The sequence below is a fragment of the Brevibacterium sp. W7.2 genome (assembly GCF_018137945.1).
GTDB lineage: Bacteria > Actinomycetota > Actinomycetes > Actinomycetales > Brevibacteriaceae > Brevibacterium > Brevibacterium sanguinis.
The window spans coordinates 346750-367082 of record NZ_CP073089.1; the positions used below are offsets into that span (position 1 = coordinate 346750).

At 69.9% G+C, this 20333-nt stretch carries 19 protein-coding genes and 1 pseudogene; 13 read left to right on the forward strand and 7 right to left on the reverse strand.

Translation table 11 applies throughout. The annotated features are described in order from the left end of the window. The first annotated feature begins 79 nt into the window (after positions 1 to 79). The 4 genes and pseudogenes from J9315_RS01530 to J9315_RS01545 all read left to right on the forward strand — a co-directional run. Positions 80 to 1267 carry an MFS transporter gene (locus J9315_RS01530; protein ID WP_249121098.1) on the forward strand — a complete coding sequence of 396 codons (1188 nt, stop codon included), beginning with the start codon at positions 80 to 82 and terminating at the stop codon, positions 1265 to 1267. Then, positions 1264 to 2250: an LLM class flavin-dependent oxidoreductase gene (locus tag J9315_RS01535; protein WP_198499862.1), complete on the forward strand. Its 987-nt coding sequence runs from the start codon at positions 1264 to 1266 to the stop codon at positions 2248 to 2250. Before J9315_RS01530 ends, J9315_RS01535 begins: the two co-directional genes overlap by 4 nt. Continuing rightward, positions 2247 to 2756 (forward strand): alcohol dehydrogenase catalytic domain-containing protein, encoded by a 510-nt coding sequence (locus tag J9315_RS01540; protein ID WP_211978669.1) that lies wholly within the window; start codon positions 2247 to 2249, stop codon positions 2754 to 2756. The genes J9315_RS01535 and J9315_RS01540 overlap by 4 nt, the downstream gene beginning before the upstream one ends. A 12-nt stretch (positions 2757 to 2768) precedes the next feature. Further along, positions 2769 to 3233, forward strand: a pseudogene (locus J9315_RS01545) (zinc-binding dehydrogenase); the annotation flags it as partial. A 217-nt stretch (positions 3234 to 3450) separates the two neighbouring features. Here J9315_RS01545 and amaP read toward each other — a convergent pair. The 5 genes from amaP to J9315_RS01570 all read right to left on the reverse strand — a co-directional run bounded on the left by amaP (position 3451) and on the right by J9315_RS01570 (position 5738). Continuing rightward, a complete protein-coding gene (gene amaP, locus J9315_RS01550; RefSeq protein WP_211978671.1) occupies positions 3451 to 4047 on the reverse strand; it encodes an alkaline shock response membrane anchor protein AmaP in 597 nt (198 codons plus the stop codon). Further along, complete coding sequence (locus tag J9315_RS01555; protein WP_198499859.1) at positions 4047 to 4610, reverse strand: DUF6286 domain-containing protein; 564 nt, start codon at positions 4608 to 4610, stop codon at positions 4047 to 4049. Before J9315_RS01555 ends, amaP begins: the two co-directional genes overlap by 1 nt. Beyond that, entirely contained in the window at positions 4607 to 4975 is a 369-nt protein-coding gene (locus J9315_RS01560; protein WP_232623740.1) for an Asp23/Gls24 family envelope stress response protein, read from the reverse strand. Before J9315_RS01560 ends, J9315_RS01555 begins: the two co-directional genes overlap by 4 nt. Before the next feature lie 5 nt (positions 4976 to 4980). After that, a complete protein-coding gene (locus J9315_RS01565) occupies positions 4981 to 5163 on the reverse strand; it encodes a hypothetical protein (RefSeq protein WP_137824419.1) in 183 nt (60 codons plus the stop codon). Between the two features lie 86 nt (positions 5164 to 5249). Then, complete coding sequence (locus tag J9315_RS01570) at positions 5250 to 5738, reverse strand: Asp23/Gls24 family envelope stress response protein (RefSeq protein ID WP_211978672.1); 489 nt, start codon at positions 5736 to 5738, stop codon at positions 5250 to 5252. A 304-nt stretch (positions 5739 to 6042) separates the two neighbouring features. On the opposite strand from J9315_RS01570, the gene J9315_RS01575 reads away from it, so the two are divergent. The 7 genes from J9315_RS01575 (at position 6043) to J9315_RS01605 (ending at position 11876) form a co-directional block, all read left to right on the forward strand. Next, complete coding sequence (locus J9315_RS01575) at positions 6043 to 6576, forward strand: RNA polymerase sigma factor (RefSeq protein WP_232623872.1); 534 nt, start codon at positions 6043 to 6045, stop codon at positions 6574 to 6576. Next, positions 6573 to 7052, forward strand: a complete 480-nt coding sequence (locus J9315_RS01580) for an alkaline shock response membrane anchor protein AmaP (RefSeq protein WP_232623739.1) — start codon at positions 6573 to 6575, stop codon at positions 7050 to 7052. Before J9315_RS01575 ends, J9315_RS01580 begins: the two co-directional genes overlap by 4 nt. A 4-nt stretch (positions 7053 to 7056) precedes the next feature. Then, positions 7057 to 7749 carry a hypothetical protein gene (locus J9315_RS01585; protein ID WP_211978673.1) on the forward strand — a complete coding sequence of 231 codons (693 nt, stop codon included), beginning with the start codon at positions 7057 to 7059 and terminating at the stop codon, positions 7747 to 7749. Between the two features lie 112 nt (positions 7750 to 7861). Continuing rightward, on the forward strand, positions 7862 to 8428 hold the full coding sequence (gene pyrE, locus J9315_RS01590; RefSeq protein ID WP_198499856.1) for an orotate phosphoribosyltransferase: 567 nt from the start codon (positions 7862 to 7864) through the stop codon (positions 8426 to 8428). Between the two features lie 150 nt (positions 8429 to 8578). Beyond that, positions 8579 to 9451: an ATP-binding cassette domain-containing protein gene (locus J9315_RS01595; protein WP_211978674.1), complete on the forward strand. Its 873-nt coding sequence runs from the start codon at positions 8579 to 8581 to the stop codon at positions 9449 to 9451. Then, the gene (locus tag J9315_RS01600; protein ID WP_249120993.1) at positions 9451 to 11247 is read left to right on the forward strand and encodes a sodium ABC transporter permease; all 1797 of its coding nucleotides are present in this window, start codon (positions 9451 to 9453) and stop codon (positions 11245 to 11247) included. The genes J9315_RS01595 and J9315_RS01600 overlap by 1 nt, the downstream gene beginning before the upstream one ends. Next, complete coding sequence (locus J9315_RS01605) at positions 11244 to 11876, forward strand: TrmH family RNA methyltransferase (protein ID WP_211978675.1); 633 nt, start codon at positions 11244 to 11246, stop codon at positions 11874 to 11876. Before J9315_RS01600 ends, J9315_RS01605 begins: the two co-directional genes overlap by 4 nt. A 466-nt stretch (positions 11877 to 12342) precedes the next feature. On the opposite strand, the gene J9315_RS01610 is transcribed toward J9315_RS01605, so the two are convergent. Beyond that, the gene (locus J9315_RS01610; RefSeq protein ID WP_211978676.1) at positions 12343 to 13488 is read right to left on the reverse strand and encodes an acyl-CoA dehydrogenase family protein; all 1146 of its coding nucleotides are present in this window, start codon (positions 13486 to 13488) and stop codon (positions 12343 to 12345) included. A gap of 27 nt (positions 13489 to 13515) precedes the next feature. Next, a complete protein-coding gene (locus J9315_RS01615; RefSeq protein WP_211978677.1) occupies positions 13516 to 14709 on the reverse strand; it encodes an acyl-CoA dehydrogenase family protein in 1194 nt (397 codons plus the stop codon). Between the two features lie 316 nt (positions 14710 to 15025). Between J9315_RS01615 and J9315_RS01620 the strand changes: the two genes are divergently transcribed. Then, positions 15026 to 17593, forward strand: coding sequence for a LuxR C-terminal-related transcriptional regulator (locus J9315_RS01620; RefSeq protein ID WP_211978678.1), 2568 nt, complete (start codon positions 15026 to 15028; stop codon positions 17591 to 17593). Beyond that, a complete protein-coding gene (locus J9315_RS01625; RefSeq protein ID WP_211978679.1) occupies positions 17590 to 20154 on the forward strand; it encodes a LuxR C-terminal-related transcriptional regulator in 2565 nt (854 codons plus the stop codon). Before J9315_RS01620 ends, J9315_RS01625 begins: the two co-directional genes overlap by 4 nt. Positions 20155 to 20333: the final 179 nt, after the last annotated feature.

Below are 20333 nucleotides of genomic sequence, written 5' to 3' on the forward strand. Positions count from 1 at the left end.
TGCATTGTCAGGGAACCCTGAGTCTAAGTCCCCGGCCTGGGTATATTCTGACCGCACGGCGGAGGGTGAGGCGGTGAGCATGGTCAGGGAGGCGCAGACGGCGAGGTTCGCCGTGGCCGGTCTCATCATGGTCGCGCTCCTCGCCGCCGCGGCCGCCCCCTCTCCCCTCTATCCCGTCTACCAGCAGCTGTGGGGGTTCTCCGACTTCACTCTCACGGTGATCTTCGCGATCTACGTCCTCGCCCTGCTCGCGACGATGATCGCGCTGGGCTCGCTCGCCGACGTCGTCGGCACCCGCTCCGTCCTCGTCGCCGGACTCCTCGTCCAGATCGCGGCGATGGTCCTCTTCATCCTCGCCGACGGCGTCGGTCCCCTCATCGTCGCCCGCCTCGTCCAGGGAGCGGCGACGGGACTGTGCACGGGGGCGGCGTCGGCGATGATCGTCGCCCACCAGCCCAGTCAGCCGGCGGGCGCCCTCGTCTCCGGCGGTTCCTCGCCGATCGGGCTCGCGCTCGGCGCCGCGCTCGCCGGTCTCCTCGTCGAGTACGCCCCGTGGCCGCGCCAGCTCGTCTACTGGGTGCTGCTCGGCACCTATGCCGCTCTGCTGATCGCCCTCATCCTCCTGCCCCGCGATCCCGTGCCGCGGCAGCCGGTGCGCCTGCGGGCCCTCGTCCCGCGGGTCGGGCTTCCCGCGGCGGTGCGCCCGATCTTCATCCGCCGGATCCCCGCGCTGCTCGCGATCTGGGCGCCGGCCGGACTCTATCTGTCCCTCGGGGCCTCGCTCGTCCACACCACCTTCGGAGTCGACAGCACCTTCGTCGTCGGGCTCACCCTGGCCGTCTTCTTCCTCCCCGCGCCGGCGGCCACGTGGCGGATGCGGGGGATGACCCCGCGGCGGCACGGACTGCTCAGCTTCGGGCTGCTCGGGCTCGGAGTCCTCTGCACCGTCGTCGCCGTCCTCGTCGACTCGCTCGCCCTCTACATCCTCGCCTCGGCACTGGCCGGGGCCGGCTTCGGCGCGGGCTTCTCCCGGGTCATGGGGACGATCGGCCAGGCCGCTCCCGCCGCGGACCGTTCCCGCACCTTCGCGACGACATTCATCGTCGCCTACACCGCGTTCAGCGTCCCCGCCGTGCTCGCCGGACTCGCCGCCCAGCACTGGGGCCTCGTCCCGACCTTCATCGTCTACGGCCTCTGCGAGGTCGGAGTCGTCATCATCGCCGCCGCACTCGCCGCGACGTCCCCGAAGAGAGGAGCACCATCATGACCCCGCTGTCCATCCTCGACCTCGTCCCCGTCTCCCAGGGAATGGAGACCCGCACCGCACTCGACGAATCACTGGCCCTGGCGAAGCTCGCCGACCGCCTCGGCTACCGGCGGTACTGGTACGCCGAGCACCACAACGTGCCGACGTTCGCCTCCTCGGCGACGTCCCTGCTCATCGGACGGGCCGCGGAGAACACGAGTCGGATCCGGCTCGGCTCCGGGGGAGTGATGCTGCCCAACCACTCCCCGCTCATGGTCGCCGAATACTACGGCACGCTCGCCGCGATGTACGGCGACCGCTTCGACCTCGGACTCGGCCGCGCCCCGGGCACGGACCCGCGCACGGCGGCGGCGCTGCGCCGAGGGCAGGCCTCGGCGGACACCTTCGTCGAGGACGTCGTCGAACTCCAGCGCCACCTCGGCGACGGGACGGGGGAGACGACGGCGCATCCCGGGCAGGGCACCCGGGTGCCGCTGTGGATCCTCGGGTCGAGTCTCGACGGGGCGACGGTCGCCGCGGCCATGGGCCTGCCCTACGTCTTCGCCTCGCACTTCGCGCCGGCCGCCCGTCACGAGGCGATCCGGCGGTACCGGGAGAACTTCTCCACCGACTACGTCACCGCGGAGCTCTCCGCGCCCTACGTCATGGCCGGGGTCAACGTCCTCGTCGCCCCCACCGACGAAGAGGCCGAGCACCTCTTCACCACCGCGCAGCAGCTGGCCGCCGGCATCGGCACCGGCCGGCGCACCCCGCTCGCCCCGCCGGTCGGCGACATCCGGGAGGTCGTCGATGCCGGCGTGCTCGCCTTCATCGAGGACTTCCAGCAGGTGCGGGCCGTCGGATCCCCGCAGACCGTGGTCACCGCCTTGCAGGAGATCATCGCCGACCTCGGCGTCGACGAACTCATCATCACGACGTACACGTTCGACCCGGCGATGCGCGCACGGTCGTTCGAACTGCTCGCCGAGGCGTGGGAGCTGTGAGCGCGGATCAACCGGTGACGGCGCGGATGGTCCGCTTCGACCGCTTCGGCGGCGACGACGTCCTCCACGTCAGCCGGCTCGGAGTCTCGGCCCCAGATGCTCTGCAGGTCAGCGTCGCCGTCGCGGCGGCCGGGGTGAATCCGGTCGACGTCCGGATCCGGTCCGGCCGATATCCCGGTGTCGGCGAGGACCGGCTGCCGTACACCCTCGGGCGCGACGTCGCCGGCGTCGTCGTCGAGTGCGGGGCGCAGGCGGAGAAGTTCTCCGTCGGCGACGCGGTCTTCGGGATGGTCGACATGCACGGCGGCGGATACGCCGAACGGGTCGTCGTCGACCAGCATGCGCTGACGACGACACCCGCCGGCGTCGACGCCGTCCGGGCCGGGTCGATTCCGACCGCGGGCCTCACCGCGTGGCAGGGCCTCTTCCGCTACGGGCGGGTCAGCACGGGCTCGACCGTGCTCGTCCAGGGCGGCACCGGCGGGGTCGGGCACTTCGCGATCTAGTTCGCGAAGGCGGCCGGCGCCCGTGTCATCACGACGACGTCGACGCCGCACGTGGGGTTCGCCAGGGAGCTCGGCGCCGACGTCGTCATCGACTACGAGACGCAGAACCTCTCCGGGGTGACCGGGGTCGACGTCGTCCTCGATCTCGTCGGGGGCGCGGCGAGGGCGGCATCATGGGCCGTGCTCGTCCCCGGCGGTGTGCTCGTGACCACGCGCGACGCGCCCTCGCAGGAGGAGGCTCGGGCCCACGACGTGCGGGCGCTGCGCTTCACCGTCGAAGCCGACGGCGCAGAGCTCGCCGAGATCGCCGGGCTCGTCGCCGCCGGGACGGTGACCCCGCACATCTCAGCGACGCACCCGCTCGAGCAGGCCGCCGCGGCGCTGACCGACATCGAGAGCGGACACACCGTCGGCAAGGTCGTCCTCGAGGTCGACTCGGGCAGCACTGACTCCGGCAGCACCGAACTCGGCAGCTGAGACGACATCACCCCGACACCAGGTCCTGTGCAGGGACCCGGGTCGGGGTGATGGTGCCGTCGGCTGGACGGCGGAGGCCGCCGATCCGGCCGGCGGCGGTGGAAGTGCCGGCCGAATCGACGACCGGCTGGGGGTCCGGGACTGCTCCCGGGAATCAGACCGGCGACTGAGCGCCGCCTCACCGCCGGGGATCCGGCGGTGAGACCCGCTGACTGCGCTAGGCGAGGGTGACGCTGCGCTGCTTGCGGTTGGGTGTGCGGGCGATGCCGATCTCGAGTCCGACCGCCGCCAGCGGCTCCCCGAGCGCACTGCTCGCGTTGCGGGCGACCCGGTCGGCCACCTCGGCGACGATCGCATCGATGTCGGCGCGATCGTCGACGTCGATGTGGATGACGAGCTCGGGGCGACGCGCGGTGCCGCGGACGATGACCTGAGCGGAGTCGACGCCCTCGATGGTCTCGAGGTCGTCGGAGACCGCCTCGGCGATGACATTGGCCGTCACCGTGGTCAGGCCGGTGCGCGCATCCTGCTGCAGACGCAGCGGCTTCGCCGCGTCCTTGCGCGGGATCTGCAGCGACAGCCACCAGATCCCGATGATCGCGAGCACGACCGCGATGAGCACCGCGACGAGGGCCGAGAACGACCACGTGAACGGCACCGCGAGGACGCCGAGGGTGCCAGACGGTTCGAGTCCGGCGACGATCGCCGACAGGAAGCCGAAGCCTGCGGCCGCGGCACCGGCGCCGACGATGAGGCACACGAGTCCGACGATGAAGAGCAGGGTGCGATTGGCACCTGCGGCCATTCTTCTCATCACTGCCTCCTCTGGGCGTGCACGCGCACGCTCGGTTGCCTGTCGAAGCCGATCGCCGAGAGACGGTCCGTCACGGCCTGGCCGACATCGCTGCGGATCGCAGCGGTGTCGCGCACCGGGGTCGCGACGGTGACGATCGTCGACCGCGCGTTCGAGGCCGCGCGGACGCGGGAGACCCCGTCGACGGAGTCCGCGGCGGCTGCCGCGAGGTCCGAGACCGCCGAGGTCGGCAGGGCGACTTCGAACTGTTCGATGTACTCGCTCGTCGGTGCCCGGAAGCCGACGATGCGTCGGGGTCCCGGGGAGATCGCGAGGATGATGAGGATGAGTCCGATGACACCGAGGACGATGCCTGCGCCGATGACGATCGGCATCCCCCATTGGAGGGACTCGGCGCCGGAGACACCCGGCAGCGTCGTCGTCAGCGCTGCCTCGGCGCCGGACTGGGCGATGGCGGCGATGCCCGCCCACCCGAGACCGACGGCGACGAGCAGGAAGACGACGGCGACGATGACTGATGGCACGACCCGTGCGGGACGGGCGCGCAGGAGATGAGCGCTCATGCCAGACTCCTCACTTCGCTGGGATGGCTCGCCGATTCGGGCTTGAGCCAGGTCACGTCGATGTCGACCTGCCGGACGGTCACGCCCGTGAGCGATTCCACCTCGGTGCTCAGCTGCTGCCGAACGGTTTCGGTGGTCGCCGAGATCGGCAGCGGGTAGGCCAGGCCGAGCTTCACATCGAGGGTGCAGCTGCGGCCTGAGAGCGTGACGTCGACGCTCGGTCGGGTGTCGAGACTCGAGTTCCCGCCGATGCCGAGGAAGCCCGACGTCGACCCGCCGACCCCGGGGAGGCCCTTGAGGATCTCCGAGGCGGTCTTCTCGATGACTCGGTCGGCGATCGTGAGGCTACCGCGTGATGCAGCCACAGCGATCACCTCCGCGTCGTCGAACGAGAGCTCAGGGCTCCGAGGTCGAGTCGGCCGTCGAGGACCAAGCCGATCGTGAGACCGAGCCCGCCGCAGATCGCGACGACGAGGAATGCGACGAATCCTCCGAAGTACGCGACGATGCCGAGGGTGAGTCCGACAAGCAGTCCGATGAGTGTTTTCGACATGGCAGTCCTTCCGCTGCGGTCGTGATGTCCCCGGGGCGAGTGCCGGGTGGGGCCGCGCCCCGGGGAATCAGCGACGAATGGATGTGTCAGGAGAGTTCGTTGGTGCTGTCGCTCTTCTTCTGATCGTCATCGTTGTCCTCATCGGGGAGGTGGACGTCGGTGACGTCGATGTTGACCTCGACGACCTGGAGTCCGGTGCCCTGCTCGACGGCGCGGATGACGTTGCGACGGATCGCCTCGGCGACATCGACGATCGACGTGCCGTACTCGACGACGATCGTCAGGTCGATCGCGGTCTGCTTCTCGCCCTTCTCGACGGAGACTCCGCCGGAGACGTTCGTCTGCGAGCCGGGGATCCGATCGGTGAGGGTGTCGAAGGCGCGGCGTGCGGCATTGCCCATGCCGAAGACGCCGGGGACCTCGCGAGCCGCGATGCCGGCAAGCTTGGCGACGACGTTCTCAGCGATCGTCGTGTTGCCCTTGTCGGTGACGAGGGGGCTGTTGATGTCCTGGCCAGCGTTCGCAGTCGACGCCGAGGTGGTGGAGGAAGTGGAGGAATCGGTGTTGGCAGGCATGATCGTTCATTCCCTTTCGTGTCGGATGTGCTGACATAGGTACAGACGGGGCTGTTCGGAGATCCTCACGCAGGTTGGTGAAATTTCTTTCGCCGGATCTCTTCGCCGGCTGGTGCGGGGTGGGTCGGATCTCTTCGCCGGCCGGTGCGGGGTGGGTCGGAGGAGGGCCGGCGGGTGTGCCCGACGCGGCCCGAAAGTCTCGATCTGATGAACTTCGCGGCAACTATCCGACAAGGAGTGTTCCCATCGGCTCCTCTCGCCTATCATCAGGAGCATGGCAAGAGGAGATGATCGATTGGACATCGTGACACTCGTCGTGCGGGCGCGTGAAGGCGATGTCGATGCCTTCGCCTCCCTCGTCGATCGGTATGAGACGAAGCTGCTGCGGTTCTGCATGCGCACCCTCGGTGACCGGCAGGACGCCGAGGACGTCGTGCAGGACACGTTCGTCCAGGCCTGGAAGTCGCTCAACGCACTCGCCTCGCCCGAAGCCTTCGGGACCTGGCTCTACCGCATGGCCTCGAACCGGTGCACCGATGTCCTCCGCAAGCGCGTCAGCCGCCCGTCCGACCCGTTCGACCCCGAGGACTTCGGCGCGCACGCCGACGATCGCGCCTCGGTCGAGAAGCGCGTCGAGGCCCGCAGTGCGCTCGAGCGGTTCGCCCAGGTGTTCTCGACGCTGTCGTCGGAGCAGCGGGTGACGTGGGTGCTCTGCCAGATGGAGGGCCTGAGCTACGCTGAGGTCGCTGACACCTTGGGCATCACGGAAGGCAGCGTGCGCGGTCGCATCCACCGCGCCCGGGCCGCCATCGTCGAAGGGATGAAGGGATGGACATGAGTGATGATCGCCGGCGCGCCGATGGTGAGCGCGCCGCACCTGACCTCGACGCGCAGCTGCGCGACGTCATCGACGATTACATGGGTCACTTCGTTCCCGACCCCGAACAGACCGCGGGCATCCGCGAGCGCATCCTCCACCTCGTCCGCAACGACCTCTACCGGGGGCCGTCGACGAAGCTGCGCACCGATGAGGGGCATGAGTACTCGATCGCGTCGACGGCTGTGCGCGCGATCGTCCGCGATGCCGTCGACACGGTCGACGGCATCCGCTCCCGCAGTGTGAGGATCGTGTCCGCCGGGGAGCCCTACGGCAGCGCCGCCGAGGTGGCGCTGACCGTGACGATGCGCGCGGACATCCATTTCGTCACGTCAGCAGACGAGATCAGGACCGCGGTCTCCGAGGCGCTCGTGCGCGAGCTCGGGGTGCCCGCTTCCCGGATCGATATCGAAGTCGAGGATGCCTATGTCGAATGAGCCCATGTCGCCCGAGAACAAGCGCGAGACCGAAGCCGAGGCCCCCACGCCGCTCGAGGTCAGCCACGAGTCGGTCCTCGAACCCGAACTCGTCCACGAGGATCAGCCGTCTGCCCCGCTGCCGGCCGCACATTCGTCTGCCGCGACAACGTCGACCGGTGCCGCGGCTGGGTCGACCGGCGCCGCGGCGAAGTCGACTGATGCCTCGGCGAAGTCAGGCGCCCCTGACTCGGGGCGTGTGAAGAAGGACGCGACAACCGCGCCGACCGGCACCGGCCGCGCGGCCGGCAGCCACGGGACCACTGATGTCGCCGGGGACACCGCCCTGACCGGGGACATGGCTGTCGACGGTGCCCCGTCCGAAGACACCGTGCAGGTGGTCAGCCCGCTCACCCACACCGCGCAGGAGCTGTCACGTTCGGTCTCCCACATACCCGGCGTCGCCTCGCTCGCTCCGGGCATGAAGGACCTCGTCGTCAGCGCGACGGCGAAGGTGCTGCGGCGTGCCGGCGGTGAGCCGACCGGCATCGACCTCACGCAGTCCGACGACGGGTACCGGGTGCGCATCGACGCTCACTTCGACGACTCGCGGTCCGTGGCCGCCGTCGTCGACGACATCTTCGCCGCCGTCGACCGTGAGGTCGGGGAACCGGTCGAGATCGACCTCCGCGTCATCAGCCGGGGCGCTGCGAGCTGAGCGGTTAGCTGAGCGGCCGCGGGGAACTGAGTCACCTCGGTGAAGCCTGACCGCCGCGGAGGGTCCCACCCTGCCGCCGCCTCGGCGTGCCATCACCGCCTAGACTGAGGGCATGACCGACAGCGCTGACTCCCGCCGCCAACTCCTCGACCTCATCGACGAACTCGCCGTCGTCCGCGGTCGGGTCACCCTCTCCTCGGGCCGCGAGGCCGACTACTACCTCGATCTGCGCCGGGTCACCCTCGACCACCGCTCGGCCCCGCTCATCGGCGACGTCGTCCTCGACCTCCTCGAGGCTGAGGGCCTGCTCGACTCCATCGACGCCGTGGGCGGACTGACGATGGGGGCCGATCCCGTCGGCACCGCCGTCATGCACCGCTCCGTCGTCCGCGGCACCCCCGTCGACTCGTTCGTCGTCCGCAAGGAGGCGAAGAAGCACGGGATGTCCCGCCGCGTCGAGGGTCCCGATGTCGCCGGCAAGCGCGTCATCGCCGTCGAGGACACCTCGACGACGGGCGGTTCCGTGCTCACCGCGGTCGACGCTCTCAAGGAGGCCGGCGCCGAGGTGGTCGCCGTGGCCGTCGTCATGGACCGTGACACGGGGGCGAAGGAGAAGGTCGAAGCCACCGGGATCCCCTATCTCACGGCGCTGACGACGAAGGACCTCGGGCTCGACTGAGCTCGCGACCACCAGCTGGGACTCGACTGTCAATTCCGTTGAAATCCCGGACCTGGTTTGAATCGCCCTGCGCGATTCACCACGATAGATGAGAAACTCTCAAGGGCCGTGGCTGCAAACGGCGCCCGTTGGACAACGTAAGGATCGCGTGTGCTCACACTGAAAGGGATTTCCCTGCGCAAGGGGAAGCGGACATATCTGGATGAGGTGAGCTTCACCGCCGAGCCGGGTCGGATCACCGCCGTCGTCGGAACCCGATCGGCAGGCCGCACCGAACTCGTGCGCGTCATCATGGGCCTCATCACCGCTGATGAGGGCACTGTCGAACTCGAGGGCTACGAACTCGACTTCGGCGACCGGCAGAACTTCGGCTACCTGCCCGGTGAGCGCGGCGGCTACCCGAACATGCGCGTCATCGATCAGATCGTCTACCTCGCGCGCCTCCACGGCATCACCCTCGGCGCTGCCGAGCGCAATGCCCTGACCCTGCTCGGCCGGCTCGAACTCGCCGACCGCGGCTACGCCCCGCTGAAGAACCTCAGCGGCGCCGAGATCGCCCGCGTCGACATCGCGGCGACCCTGGCCGCCGACCCCGACGTCGTCGTCATCGACGACGCGTTCAACGGCCTCGACACGAAGTCGACCGAACTCGTCATGTCCCTGCTGCGGGCCCATGCCGCCTCAGGCGTGCCCGTCATCCTCGCCACCGACGACTGGGAGGCCGCGGAGAAGTTCGCCGACGACATCGTCGTGCTCAGCCAGGGCAAGGTCACCGCCGCCGGCAGCGTCGACGACCTCCTCGGCGAGCACCGCTACGAGGTCGCCCTCGCCGACGCCGAGGCGGCCGCGACGTCGTTGCGGGGACGCGCGGGGATCACGGAGATCGAGGTCATCGACACCGTCATCCGCTTCCGCAGCGACGATCCCGGCTCCGCTGCCGCGTCGGTGGCGACGCTGCGCAAGGTGGAGCGCTTCGAGCGGGTGCGCCCGACGTTGGCCGAGCAGTTCAAGGAGACTTTGTGATGGCACGCAAGGACGATGCGCGGGACGAGCAGACGCCCGACGACGACGCGACGAAGACGACGAAGTCGAAGGGCACGGCCCCGACGAGCCTCGACGACCTCGGCGGAGTGACCGGCGACGTCTCAGCGGCTGGGAAGCCGGGTGCCGGGAAGGCCAGCGCCGCGAAGGCCGGCGCCGGAAAGGCTGCCGGCGGGAAGGCCGCAGCCGGGAAGGCCGGTGACGGGAAGGCCGCTTCGGCGGACGCGGACGACCGCCTCGGCGAGGATTCCGCGGATTCGACGCTCGGTCTCGACGAGGTTCCCTACGAACTCGCCGAGGACACCCCCGACCCCGAGGATCTGCCCGAGACGGGACTCGTCTCGGAGTTCGTCGACGTCGGCAAGCGCCAGGCTTCATGGCTCGTGTCGAACCGGGAGAGCTCGACGACGATGCGCAGTCCGTTCTTCCTCGTCACCGTCGCCGTCGTCGTCCTCGGCATCGTCGCGGTGATCGTCAGCGGGATCGTCCGCGACGCACAGGCGAACTCGGGCACCCCGAGCATGGCGATGGTCGGCGTCGGCGAGCAGGCCGCGATGTACGAGCAGCAGCTCGGCGTCTCGATCACCGATGCCCCCGATGCGCAGGCTGCCGAGCAGCTCGTCCGCGACGGCACGGTCGACGCCGCGTTCATCCAGGACCCCTCGGGCCAGTCGCAGCCGACGATCATCGCTCTCGACAAGCAGCCCACGGCGCTCCTCGAGCGGCTTGCCCCGCAGACCGAGGCGACGCTGCTGCAGACCCCGGCCGTACCCGAGGACGTGGCGGTCCCGCTGCTGTGGGGCATGGTCGTGTTCTCACTCCTCGTCATCGCCACGCTCGGCACCGCGCTCTACCAGAACCTCCGGCTCGAGAAGCGCAACCGGATCACGGAGATCATCGCCGCGACGATTCCGCCGCGCGCCGCCGCCTCGGGGCGGGTCACGGGCATGCTCACGCTCGTCGTCATCCACCTTCTCGTGGCCGCCGTCGTCCTCGAGCTCGGTCTCTCGATCTCGGGTCAGACCTCGCTCGCGTTTGCGATGCTGCCGGGACTCGGCTGGTTCGCGCTCACCCTGTTCTTCACCGCCTGGACGATCTTCGCCCTCCTCGTGTGGGCCTCGACGATCACCGGTGACAAGGCGCGCAAGACGATGGTCGCGATCATCGGCGTGCTCACCGTCGGCGGTGCGATGGCCCCGGTCATCGTCGGCGCCTCGGGAACGGTCGGCCGGGTGCTCGGCTGGGCTCCGTTCACCTCGCCGATCGGCATCGCCGACCGCTACTTCGCCGCCCAGCCGGAATGGTGGGAAGGTCTCGTGGCCGCCGCCATCGCCGCGGTGCTCGCCTTCATCATCCACGCGCTCGCCGGTGGCGCCTACGTCCGGTCGGTGCTCGCCGGCGGCGGACGCGGCGGCAAGACCGTGAAGATGAGCAAGCGGGCCAAGAAGGTCGCTGCGGCCAAGGACGCCGACGCGAAGGGCGCGGATGCGAAGGGCGCGGATGCGAAGGGCACGGATTCTAAGAAGTCTGACTCGAAGGACGCTGTCTCGAAGAAGTCGGACGCTGACGACAGTGACGCGGATGCGTCCGACGAGGTGACGGTCGAGGAGACCGAGACCGTCACCGCCACCACCACGTCTAAGGGGACCGCGTCTGCGAAGTCCGCCGCCGCGGCGAAGGGGACCACCTCGGACAAGGGGACCACCTCGGCGAAGGGGACCAAGGAAACAGGCGCAGGGAACTCCGCGAAGGATGCCGACAGCGACGACGCGAAGTGACCGACGGTCACGAATCACAGCAGGTGGGGGTCGGTCCGTGGACCGGCCCCTGGCCTGTCGGCGAGCACTACGATCCTGAGCTGCTCGCCGAGGGTGACCGGCGCAACGTCGTCGACAAGTACCGCTACTGGCGGCACGACGCGATCGTCGCCGACCTCGACACGGTGCGGCACGGATTCCACGTCGGCGTCGAGAACTGGCAGCACGACCTCAATATCGGGTCGGTCGTGCGCACGGCGAACGCCTTCAACGCCGCCGCCGTCCACATCGTCGGGCGTCGGCGCTGGAATCGGCGCGGAGCGATGGTCACCGACAAATACCAGCACGTCATCCACCATCCGAGCGTCGACGACCTGCTCCAGTGGTGCAGCGACAACGACGTGCCGCTCATCGGGGTCGACAACTTCCCGGACTCGGTGCCGCTGGAGACCTACGACCTCCCGGAGCGCTGCCTCCTCCTCTTCGGTCAGGAAGGGCCGGGGCTGAGCGAGGAGGCGCACCGGGCGAGCTCGGCGGTGCTCTCGATCGCGCAGTACGGCTCGACCCGGTCGATGAACGCCGCCGCAGCGGCAGCGATCACGATGCACGCATGGGTGCGCCGCCACGTCTTCGACCAGCCCGTCGGGTAGGGAGTTGCAGGGCGTGCCGGGCGCGTGCCCTCCTCGCCGTTGTGCGGTAGGTTGAGGCTGACCGCCCGGATTGTGCGGAAGGTTGAGGGCGGAATCAGCGCCGGATTCGCCATGGGCGCGGCGCACATTCACCTCGGAGGCGGCGCAGAGTCGGCGGAGGCGGTGAGCGATCAGCCCCGACTCGCCGGACCGCCGTGGCCCTCACACGAACACGGCGAGGCTCCCGTTCGAACGCCGGGCCGACAACCCCGTCTCTCAGAGCCGGCCCCGGCCGGTATCTGACTCGTCACTCAGACCCAGACGAGTCCGGGACTCGACGCCGTCGCTCAGGCCCGGTCCTGGCCGGGACACACAAAGGCACCGGGGGACTCAATTGGTCTCCCGGCGCCGTCGTGCTGTCGAACCTCTGCGGGCCGGGCCGGACGACCGGACCGAGCGGCTCGCCCGCCCGCCCAGCCTCGCCCATTCAGGCCAGGTCTGCGGCGTGGGGTTCGATGAGCCCGCCGATCTGTGCGAGCTCGGCGGTGAGCGAATCCGCGTCGTCGAACGTCCGCGAGATCACCGTGAGGCGCTTCGCGTAGTGCCCGATCGGGTACTCCATCGTCATGCCGATGCCGCCGTGCATCTGGATCGACTCCTGCGCGACGTGCCGCGAGGTCGAATCGATGACGATCTTCGCCGCGATGACGTCGCGGTGCCGATCCTTCTCCGCGCCCTCGCCCTCGGCGGTGACCGCGAGGCGGGCGAAGAGCGCCATGCTGCGGGCGTACTCGAGATCCGCGTAGAGGTCGGCGGCCCGGTGCTGGAGGGCCTGGTTCGCGCCGATCGGCGCCCCGAACTGCTCGCGCGTCTTGAGGTATTCGGCCGTCATGGTCAGCGAGGCCTCCATCGCGCCGACGGCCTCAGCCATGATCGCGGCGTTGCCGAGGTCGAAGACCTCGTCGAGCACGGCACGGGCATCGGCCGCGTTGAGGCGCTGCGTCGGAGTGTCGGCGAAGCGCACGCTCGCACTGCCGAGGCCATCGGCCTGGCGGTGGGCGACCCGCGTGAGCCCCGCGGCGTCGGCGGCGACGAGGAAGAGCCCGAGCTCCCCGTTCTCGACGGCGGTGACGATGAAGTGGTCGGCGACGTCGCCGCCGAGCACGCCGTTCTTCTCACCCGAGAGGGTGACGCCGTCACCGGCCGCTGTCGCCGTCGTCGTCGGCTGCGCCAGAGCGTAGCGCTGTCCCGGTTCGAGGGCCGCGACGGCGAGGAAGGTCTGCCCTTCGGCGACGCCGGGCAGGATCGCCTGCTTCTGCTCCTCGCTGCCGGCGAGCAGCACGGCGTTCGCGCCGAGGACGGCAGTGGCGACGAAGGGCTCGAGCACGAGCGCCCGGCCGAACGCCTCGAGGACGACAGCCACCTCGGCGAAGGTCATCTCCGCTCCGCCGTAGGATTCGGGGATCGTCAGACCGGTCAGGCCCATCTCCGCGAACTGCTGCCACTTCTCACGCGAGATGCCCTCGTCGCTGGCAAGGATGGCTTCGCGGGCGGCCGTGTCGTACTCGGTGCGCAGATACTTCCCCAGCGTGCTGGCGAGTTCCTGCTGAATGTCGTTGAGTTCAAGATCCATCTGTGTTCGTACCTTTCAGTGACCGAGTCAGAGACCGAGCAGGGCCTTCGAGATGATTCCCCGCTGCACCTCGGACGAACCGCCGTAGATGGTGACCTTGCGGGTGTTGAAGTAGGCGGGCAGCGCGTCGACGGCGCCGAGCGGCAGGTCGGTCAGACCGTCGCCCTGGACGCGGTCGGTGACGAAGTCGAGCCCCTGCGGACCGAGCACGTCGACGAGGATCTCACTGATGTCCTCCTGGAGCTGCGAGCCCTTGAGCTTGAGGACCGAGGAGCGCGGATCCGGCTTCTCGGATCCGGCGGCCTGCGTCGACAGGATGCGCAGCTGCGTCATCTCCAGTGCCGTGAGCTCGGCCTCCAGCCTCGTCAGGCGCGCCGAGAACAGGGGATCGTCGAGCAGCGTGCCGGTCGCCGTCTTCGTCACCGCGGCGTAGGTCTTGGCACGGGCGAGGTTGACCTTCGAGGCGCCGATGCGCGCGATGCCGGTGCGCTCGTTGCCGAGGAGGAACTTCGCGTACGTCCAGCCCTTGTTCTCCTCGCCGACGAGGTTCTCCACGGGCACCTCGACGTTGTCGAAGAAGACCTCATTGACCTCGTGGCCGCCGTCGATGAGCTGGATCGGGCGCACGGTCACGCCGGGGGACTTCATGTCGATGAGGAGGAACGAGATGCCCGCCTGCTTCTTGACGTCGGGGTCGGTGCGCACGAGCATGAAGATCCAGTCACCGTACTGGCCCAGGGTCGTCCACGTCTTCTGACCGTTGACGATGTACTTGTCACCCGACTTCACCGCCGAGGTGGTCAGGGAGGCGAGGTCGGACCCGGCGTTGGGCTCGGAGAAGCCCTGCGACCACCAGATGTCGAGGTTCGCCGTGGCGGGGAGGAACCGCTCCTTGACCTCCTGCGACCCGAAGGTCGCGATGACCGGACCGACCATCGAGACGTTGAACGGCAGGGGCGCGGGCACGCTCGCCAGCTGCATCTCCTCGAGCCAGATGTGGCGCTGCACGGGGGTCCAGTCCTGGCCGCCCCACTCGACGGGCCAGTGGGGCACCGCATAGCCGTTCGCATTGAGGATGCGCTGCGAGGTGACCATGTCGTCCTTGGTCAGCTCCTGCCCGGTGGCGACCTTGAAGCGCAGCTCTTCGGGGATCTCCGTGCGGTAGAACTGACGCATCTGCTGCGCGAATTCGCGCTCTTCTGCGCTCAGAAGGGTGTCCATGAAAGCTCCTGATAGATCGTTCAGTAAGTTAGCTCCCATAGTACGGTCGCGTGAGGTCACTCACAAGTGGAGCGGCCCGCCCCGATGCCCGGGATGCGGGAAGCTCATTGCGTGCCATGGCATATGCGGTTATTGTGTCCCCACATCCCCAGCTTCGCGGTCGTCGACGGTCCACCCCACCGCAGACACCTGACCTGGAATCACGGCCACCCATGCCGCCGATGCCGAGTCGATCGCGAGGTACCCGGCCGAGAGCTGCGTCGGGCGAGCGAGAACTCGTCGGACCAGCGGATCGGTGACATCGAAAGAAGCGCGAATGTCGGTAACCGTCCCCTCACCCCAGGGCCGTGCATTCGGGTACGCCGACGAAGTCTCCGCACTTCGCCAGACCCTGGCCGATCCCGACCGCAGCGGGTGCCTCATCATCGGACCCGCCGGCAGCGGACGGACGACCGTGATGAATCGCGCTCTCGACCAGCTCGACCGGGACGCCGCGATCTTCCGCCTGCGCGGATCCGAGCTGCTGCGCGACCGCGCGCTCGGCATCCTCGAGATCCTCCTGTCGCAGGAGGGCGTCAATCGGGACATCGGACCGGGTGCCGCGCTCTCGGTCGTCGCCCGCGTCGTCGGCCGCAGCCCCGGGGTGCCGATCGTCCAGCTCGACAACGCCAACCTCGTCGACGTCGAGTCGATCTCCGTGCTCTGCCAGCTCGCCGACGCCCACCGCATCCGCCTCGTCGTCGGTGCCGAGTCGATCCGCCCGCCCGTCGATCTCATCGCGACACTGTGGCTGGGCGGGTCGATGGTGCGCATCGACCTCGACGGCCTCGACGAGGGGGCGATCGCCGCCCTCCTCGAATCGCCCGGGGCGATCGACCGGTCGACCACCGAGGTGCTGCGGGACACCGGCGGCAATCCGCGGCTGGTCAACCAGCTCGTCTTCGGCCTCGACCAGACACGGGCGCACGAGCGCATCCTGTGGAACATCCCGACCGAGCTGCGGCCGATCCTCGAGATCATCGCGATGGTCGACGCGGCCCCCTACGAAGCCCTCGCCGAACTCTGCTCGGCCGATGAGCTCGACGATCTCGCCGACAAGGGACTCGTGACGATGGACCGCGGACGCGGGTCCGGGGTGCGCCTGTCGGAGCGCGTCATCGCCGAGACGCTCAAAGCCCATGTCATGCCCGCCCGCAGCCTCAGCCTCTACAAGGTCTACGAGTCCGTCGTCGACGTCGCCGCCCTGACCGGCCGCGCGCTCTTCGGCTACCTGCGCTGGGGGCTCTCCCTCGGCTTCGGCCAGGCCGAGGACACGGTCTTCACCGCGGTCGGTGCCGCGAACACGGAGGGCCGGTACTCCGACGCCGCCGAGCTCATCACCGCCTCCCGGTGGCAGACGAGCCGCATCCTCCTCGAACTCGTCCGCGCCGACAAGGAGCGCGGCAACGTCGACGAGGGGCGTCGGACCTTCGACCGCCTCGTCGCCCGGCTCGCCGACGGCAGTCCCGACGGAGCGAGCACGCGGGGGGAGGACGTCACCGGCTCCGACGCCGATGACGCGAGCTACCTGTCGCGCCTGGCCTGCATGGACATCCGACTGACCGATCCCCGGACGCCGGAGGACCTCGTCGTGCAGTGGGCCAGGGAGAGGCTGACGAGTCCCGCCGACACCGGCCGCCTCGACGTCACCCGGGCCCGGTACGAACAGCGGGGCGGCCGCTTCGAGGAGGGGATGCGGCTCGCCGAGGCGGTCTACCGCGATCACGCGTGCCTGACCCGACACCGCCTGCGGGCCTGCGCGATCATCGGCATCGGGCAGGTCACGCGGGGACAGGTCGACCTCGGCCTGCGCTACATCGACCAGGCCGAGCTGATGTTCGGCCTCGCCGGGCTGACGAGCTACGAGGTCGAGGACGCCGCCCCGCAGATCTTCGTCGCGCGGTACCTCGCCGGGGATTGGGCCGGTGCCCGCCGCTCGGTGCGGCAGGCGCGGACCGGGGACCGGATGATCGACTTCGCCGGCGCCCTCGTCGACGCGCGCACCGGCCATCCCGCCCGCGCGCAGTCGACCCTGCACACGCTGCTCAGCCATTTCCAGGAGACCGACCTCATCGACATCACGCGGGTCGGCCACGCCGCGAAGCGCTACGTCGACGCCCAGCTCGGTCGCCTGTCGAACCCCGACGCCCTCCTCGAGTCGACCTCGGTCGAGACCCGTCCCGACCAGTACTCGTGGTGGTCGGAGTTCGAGGCACGGCTCTTCGACCTTCAGGCCCTCGCCGTCACCCGCCCCGACCCCGCCGCGGCCCGCCTGCACGCCCTCGGGGTCGAGGCCGCGGAGATCGGGGCGACGACGATGGCCGCCGGGGCGCTCATGGAGGCCGCCCGGCTCGGCCATGAGACGGCCGCCCATGCGCTCGCCGAGGTGGCCGACCGCATCGACGGCGGCATCGGCGACCTCGCCCGGGCGACGGCCGAGGGGATCGGCGGCAGCGATCCCTCCGCCCTGCTCGACGCCGCCCGCCTCGCCCTTGAGTTCGGCGCCGTCGTCGCGTGCGCCGAACTGGCCAAGCGCGCCCAGAAGCGGGCCGTCGAGGACGGCGACCGCACGGCGGCGCGGGAGGCGCGCATCCTCATCGGCAACAGCACCCGCACCGTGCGCTTCTCCACTCCGGGCCCCAAGCTCCACGCCGTGCTCACCGAGTTCGAGCGCAAGCTCGTCGACGGCGTCATGGGCGGACGCAGCAGCCACGACCTCGGCGAGCTCCACCATCTCTCCGCCCGGACGATCGAATGGCACCTCACCCGCATCTACCGCCGACTGCAGGTGGCCAACCGCCGTGAACTGCGCGACGTCGTCGCCGCGTGGGGGGATGATCCGTGAGCGACGTCGTCGACACTGCGATCTTCGGCCGTGATCGCGCACTCGCCGAGATCGACGCCGCCCTGCGCGGCACTGAGGTCTCCGGGGTCGTCATCGAGGGCGAGCACGGAATGGGCAAGTCCCGGATCGCGGCGCGGGTGCACGCCGACCGCGGCGGGCACGAGACCTGGATCCGCGGGGACCGGGTGCTCGAGGCGGTGCCGTTCGGGGCCTTCGGGCTCCTCGTCGACCTCGACGGCGAACCCGAGACGGTCCTCGCCCGCGTCGTCGCAGCGCTGACGGAGGGTCCCGGCACTCCCGTCGTCTTCGCCGACGACGCCCACTGCCTCGATGAGAGCAGCCTCTCGGCACTGTGGCAGCTCGCCAGCGACGGGGAGATCAAGGTCGTCGCGACGATGACCCCGACCGTCGACGGCCGGACCGGGTCGTTCGGCGAACTCGTCGCCGACGGGGTCGTCCACCACATCCTCCTCGAACCGCTCACCCTCGACGATGTCTCCGCGATGCTCGAGCACCACCTCGGCGGGATCGTCTCCCACGGCGCCCTCGACGTCGCCGCCTTCCAGTCCTCGGGAGTCCCGGGCCTCATCATCGAACTGCTCCGCTACGCCCGCCGGCGCCGCCGTCTGGTCCTCCAGCGCGGTGTGTGGCTGCTCGACGGCCTCGACATCGACTACGATCAGCGGGCCCGCGACCTCGTCAGCAGCGATCTCTCCCGGTACACCGACGAGCAGCGCGAAGCGCTCGAACTCGTCGTCCTCGCCGGTGAGGTCGAGGTCGAGCTCATGCTCGCCGCGGGACTCGGGGAAGCCGCCGACTCGCTCGTCGCCGCCGGTGTCCTCGACCTCGGCGGTCGCGGCCGACCGATCTACACGTGCATCGAGAGCTACTCGACGGAGACCGTGCGGAACACGGTCCCCGTGGGACGCAGCCGGCAGATGTTCGCCCTCGTCGAATCCCACCCCGGCACCCCGTCGAAGCGCGCGCGGATGCTGCGGGCGGACTGGGCGCTCAGCTGCGGGGCGAAGGTCTCGGTCGCAGATTCCGTCGAGGCCGCCCGCGTCGCCGCCGGCATGGGGGAGTGGCAGCGGGCGCTGCGGATCCTCGCCGAGGTGCCCTCCGAGGTCATGGACGCCCCCGCGCTCTTCGACCTCGGCACCCTCTACTGCGACGTCAACCTCATCCCCGTCGGCTGCGACGTCCTCGCCCAGGCGATCCGGAAGACCGACGACCCGTTCCTCGTCGTCGAAGCCTTCGTCGTCTGGGTGCTCCGGGATGTCGAGCGGATCTCCCCGCCGCTGTCGGGGGCCGACTTCGTCGCCGCCCTCGACCGGATCCAGGCCGAGGCCGCCGCCGCGGGGCGCCTCGACGACGCCGTCGACGCCATCGACCTCGCCCGCGCGACCCTCGAGCGGGTGAGCGAGAGCTCGTGGGAGGGTCTGCCCGGCGACGACGGCTCGGTGCTCACCTGGCTCGGCGCCGAGGGCATCCCCGAGACCCTGCGGGTGGCGATCACCATGGTCGTCGCCGCCAAGGAGCTCGAACGCGGCCACGGGAAGGTCGTCGGCGACCTCCTCGACCGGATCGAGGGCGTCTCGGAGAACATCGGCTCGGGCACGATCATCCTCGACCTCGCGCGCTCGTGGGCCCACCTGCAGAGCGGGGACCGGGAGGCTGCCGCCGCCGTGCTCGCCGTGCCCCGCAGCACCGACCTCGCGTATCGGGCGGCGGGCAGCGGCGCGCGCGACCTCATCGTCACCCGGCTCCACGCCGAGGCGGGACGCTGGGACCGGGCGTTCCGCCGGGCCTGCGCCGCCGCCGAGGCGATCGAGTACTGGCAGCAGTACGAGTTCGCCGCGCTCGCCCTCGCCCAGGCCCAGTACGCCGCGATGATGGTCGGCAACGCCGAGGCCGCCGATGACTTCGACGCCCGCTACCTCGACCTGCCGCCGGGTGCCGCCTACGTCGAGTCCCGTCGCGCGCAGATCCTCCGGCTCGTCGTCCGCGCCAAGCTCACCGGCCGGCAGCGGTATCGCGAGGAGCTCGATGCGGCGCTGCTGGCCGTCGAGGAGCGCGGGGCGCTCGCGGCCGCCGCCTGCGCGCGGATCGAGATCTTCGTCCACTTCGGGGACTACGACGTCGAGGCGATGTGCCGACTGGCCGCGTCCCTCGACGGCGGTGATCGCGACGGGCGCCTCCTCGGCGAGCTCGGCGCCGCCCTGTGCGCCGAGGACGCCGAGGCGCTCGTCGCCTTCGCTCAGCGGCTGTCGCCGCAGCTGCCCGCGCTCGTCGACCGCTGCCTCACCCTCGCCGAGTCCTGGGCGGAGAGCCCGCCGCCCCACCGCCACCGCGTGCACGACGTCGAGCTGACGAGTCGCGAGCAGCAGATCTCCCGCCTCATCATCGCGGGCCTGACGAACGCCGAGATCGCCGACGAGCTCGGAGTCGCCGTGCGCACCGTCGAAGGCCACACCTACCGGCTGTACCGCAAGCTCGACATCACCTCCCGGTCCGAGGTCGCCGAGGCGATCACACGACTGCGCAATGACGCACCCGCGTGAGCGGCCGCCGTCGACGAGCCGCTGACGGGCGCGGTGAAATCCCAGTTCAGCGCGCATGCCGACCGGCGCCGAGCGAGTAGCGGAGAACGACAGGCACGTGATTCGAGTAGTCGCCGAAGGTCACGCAATCGACATCGCACGATGACCGAGTAGTGACTGCCCGTGCGCGTGCGCCCCGA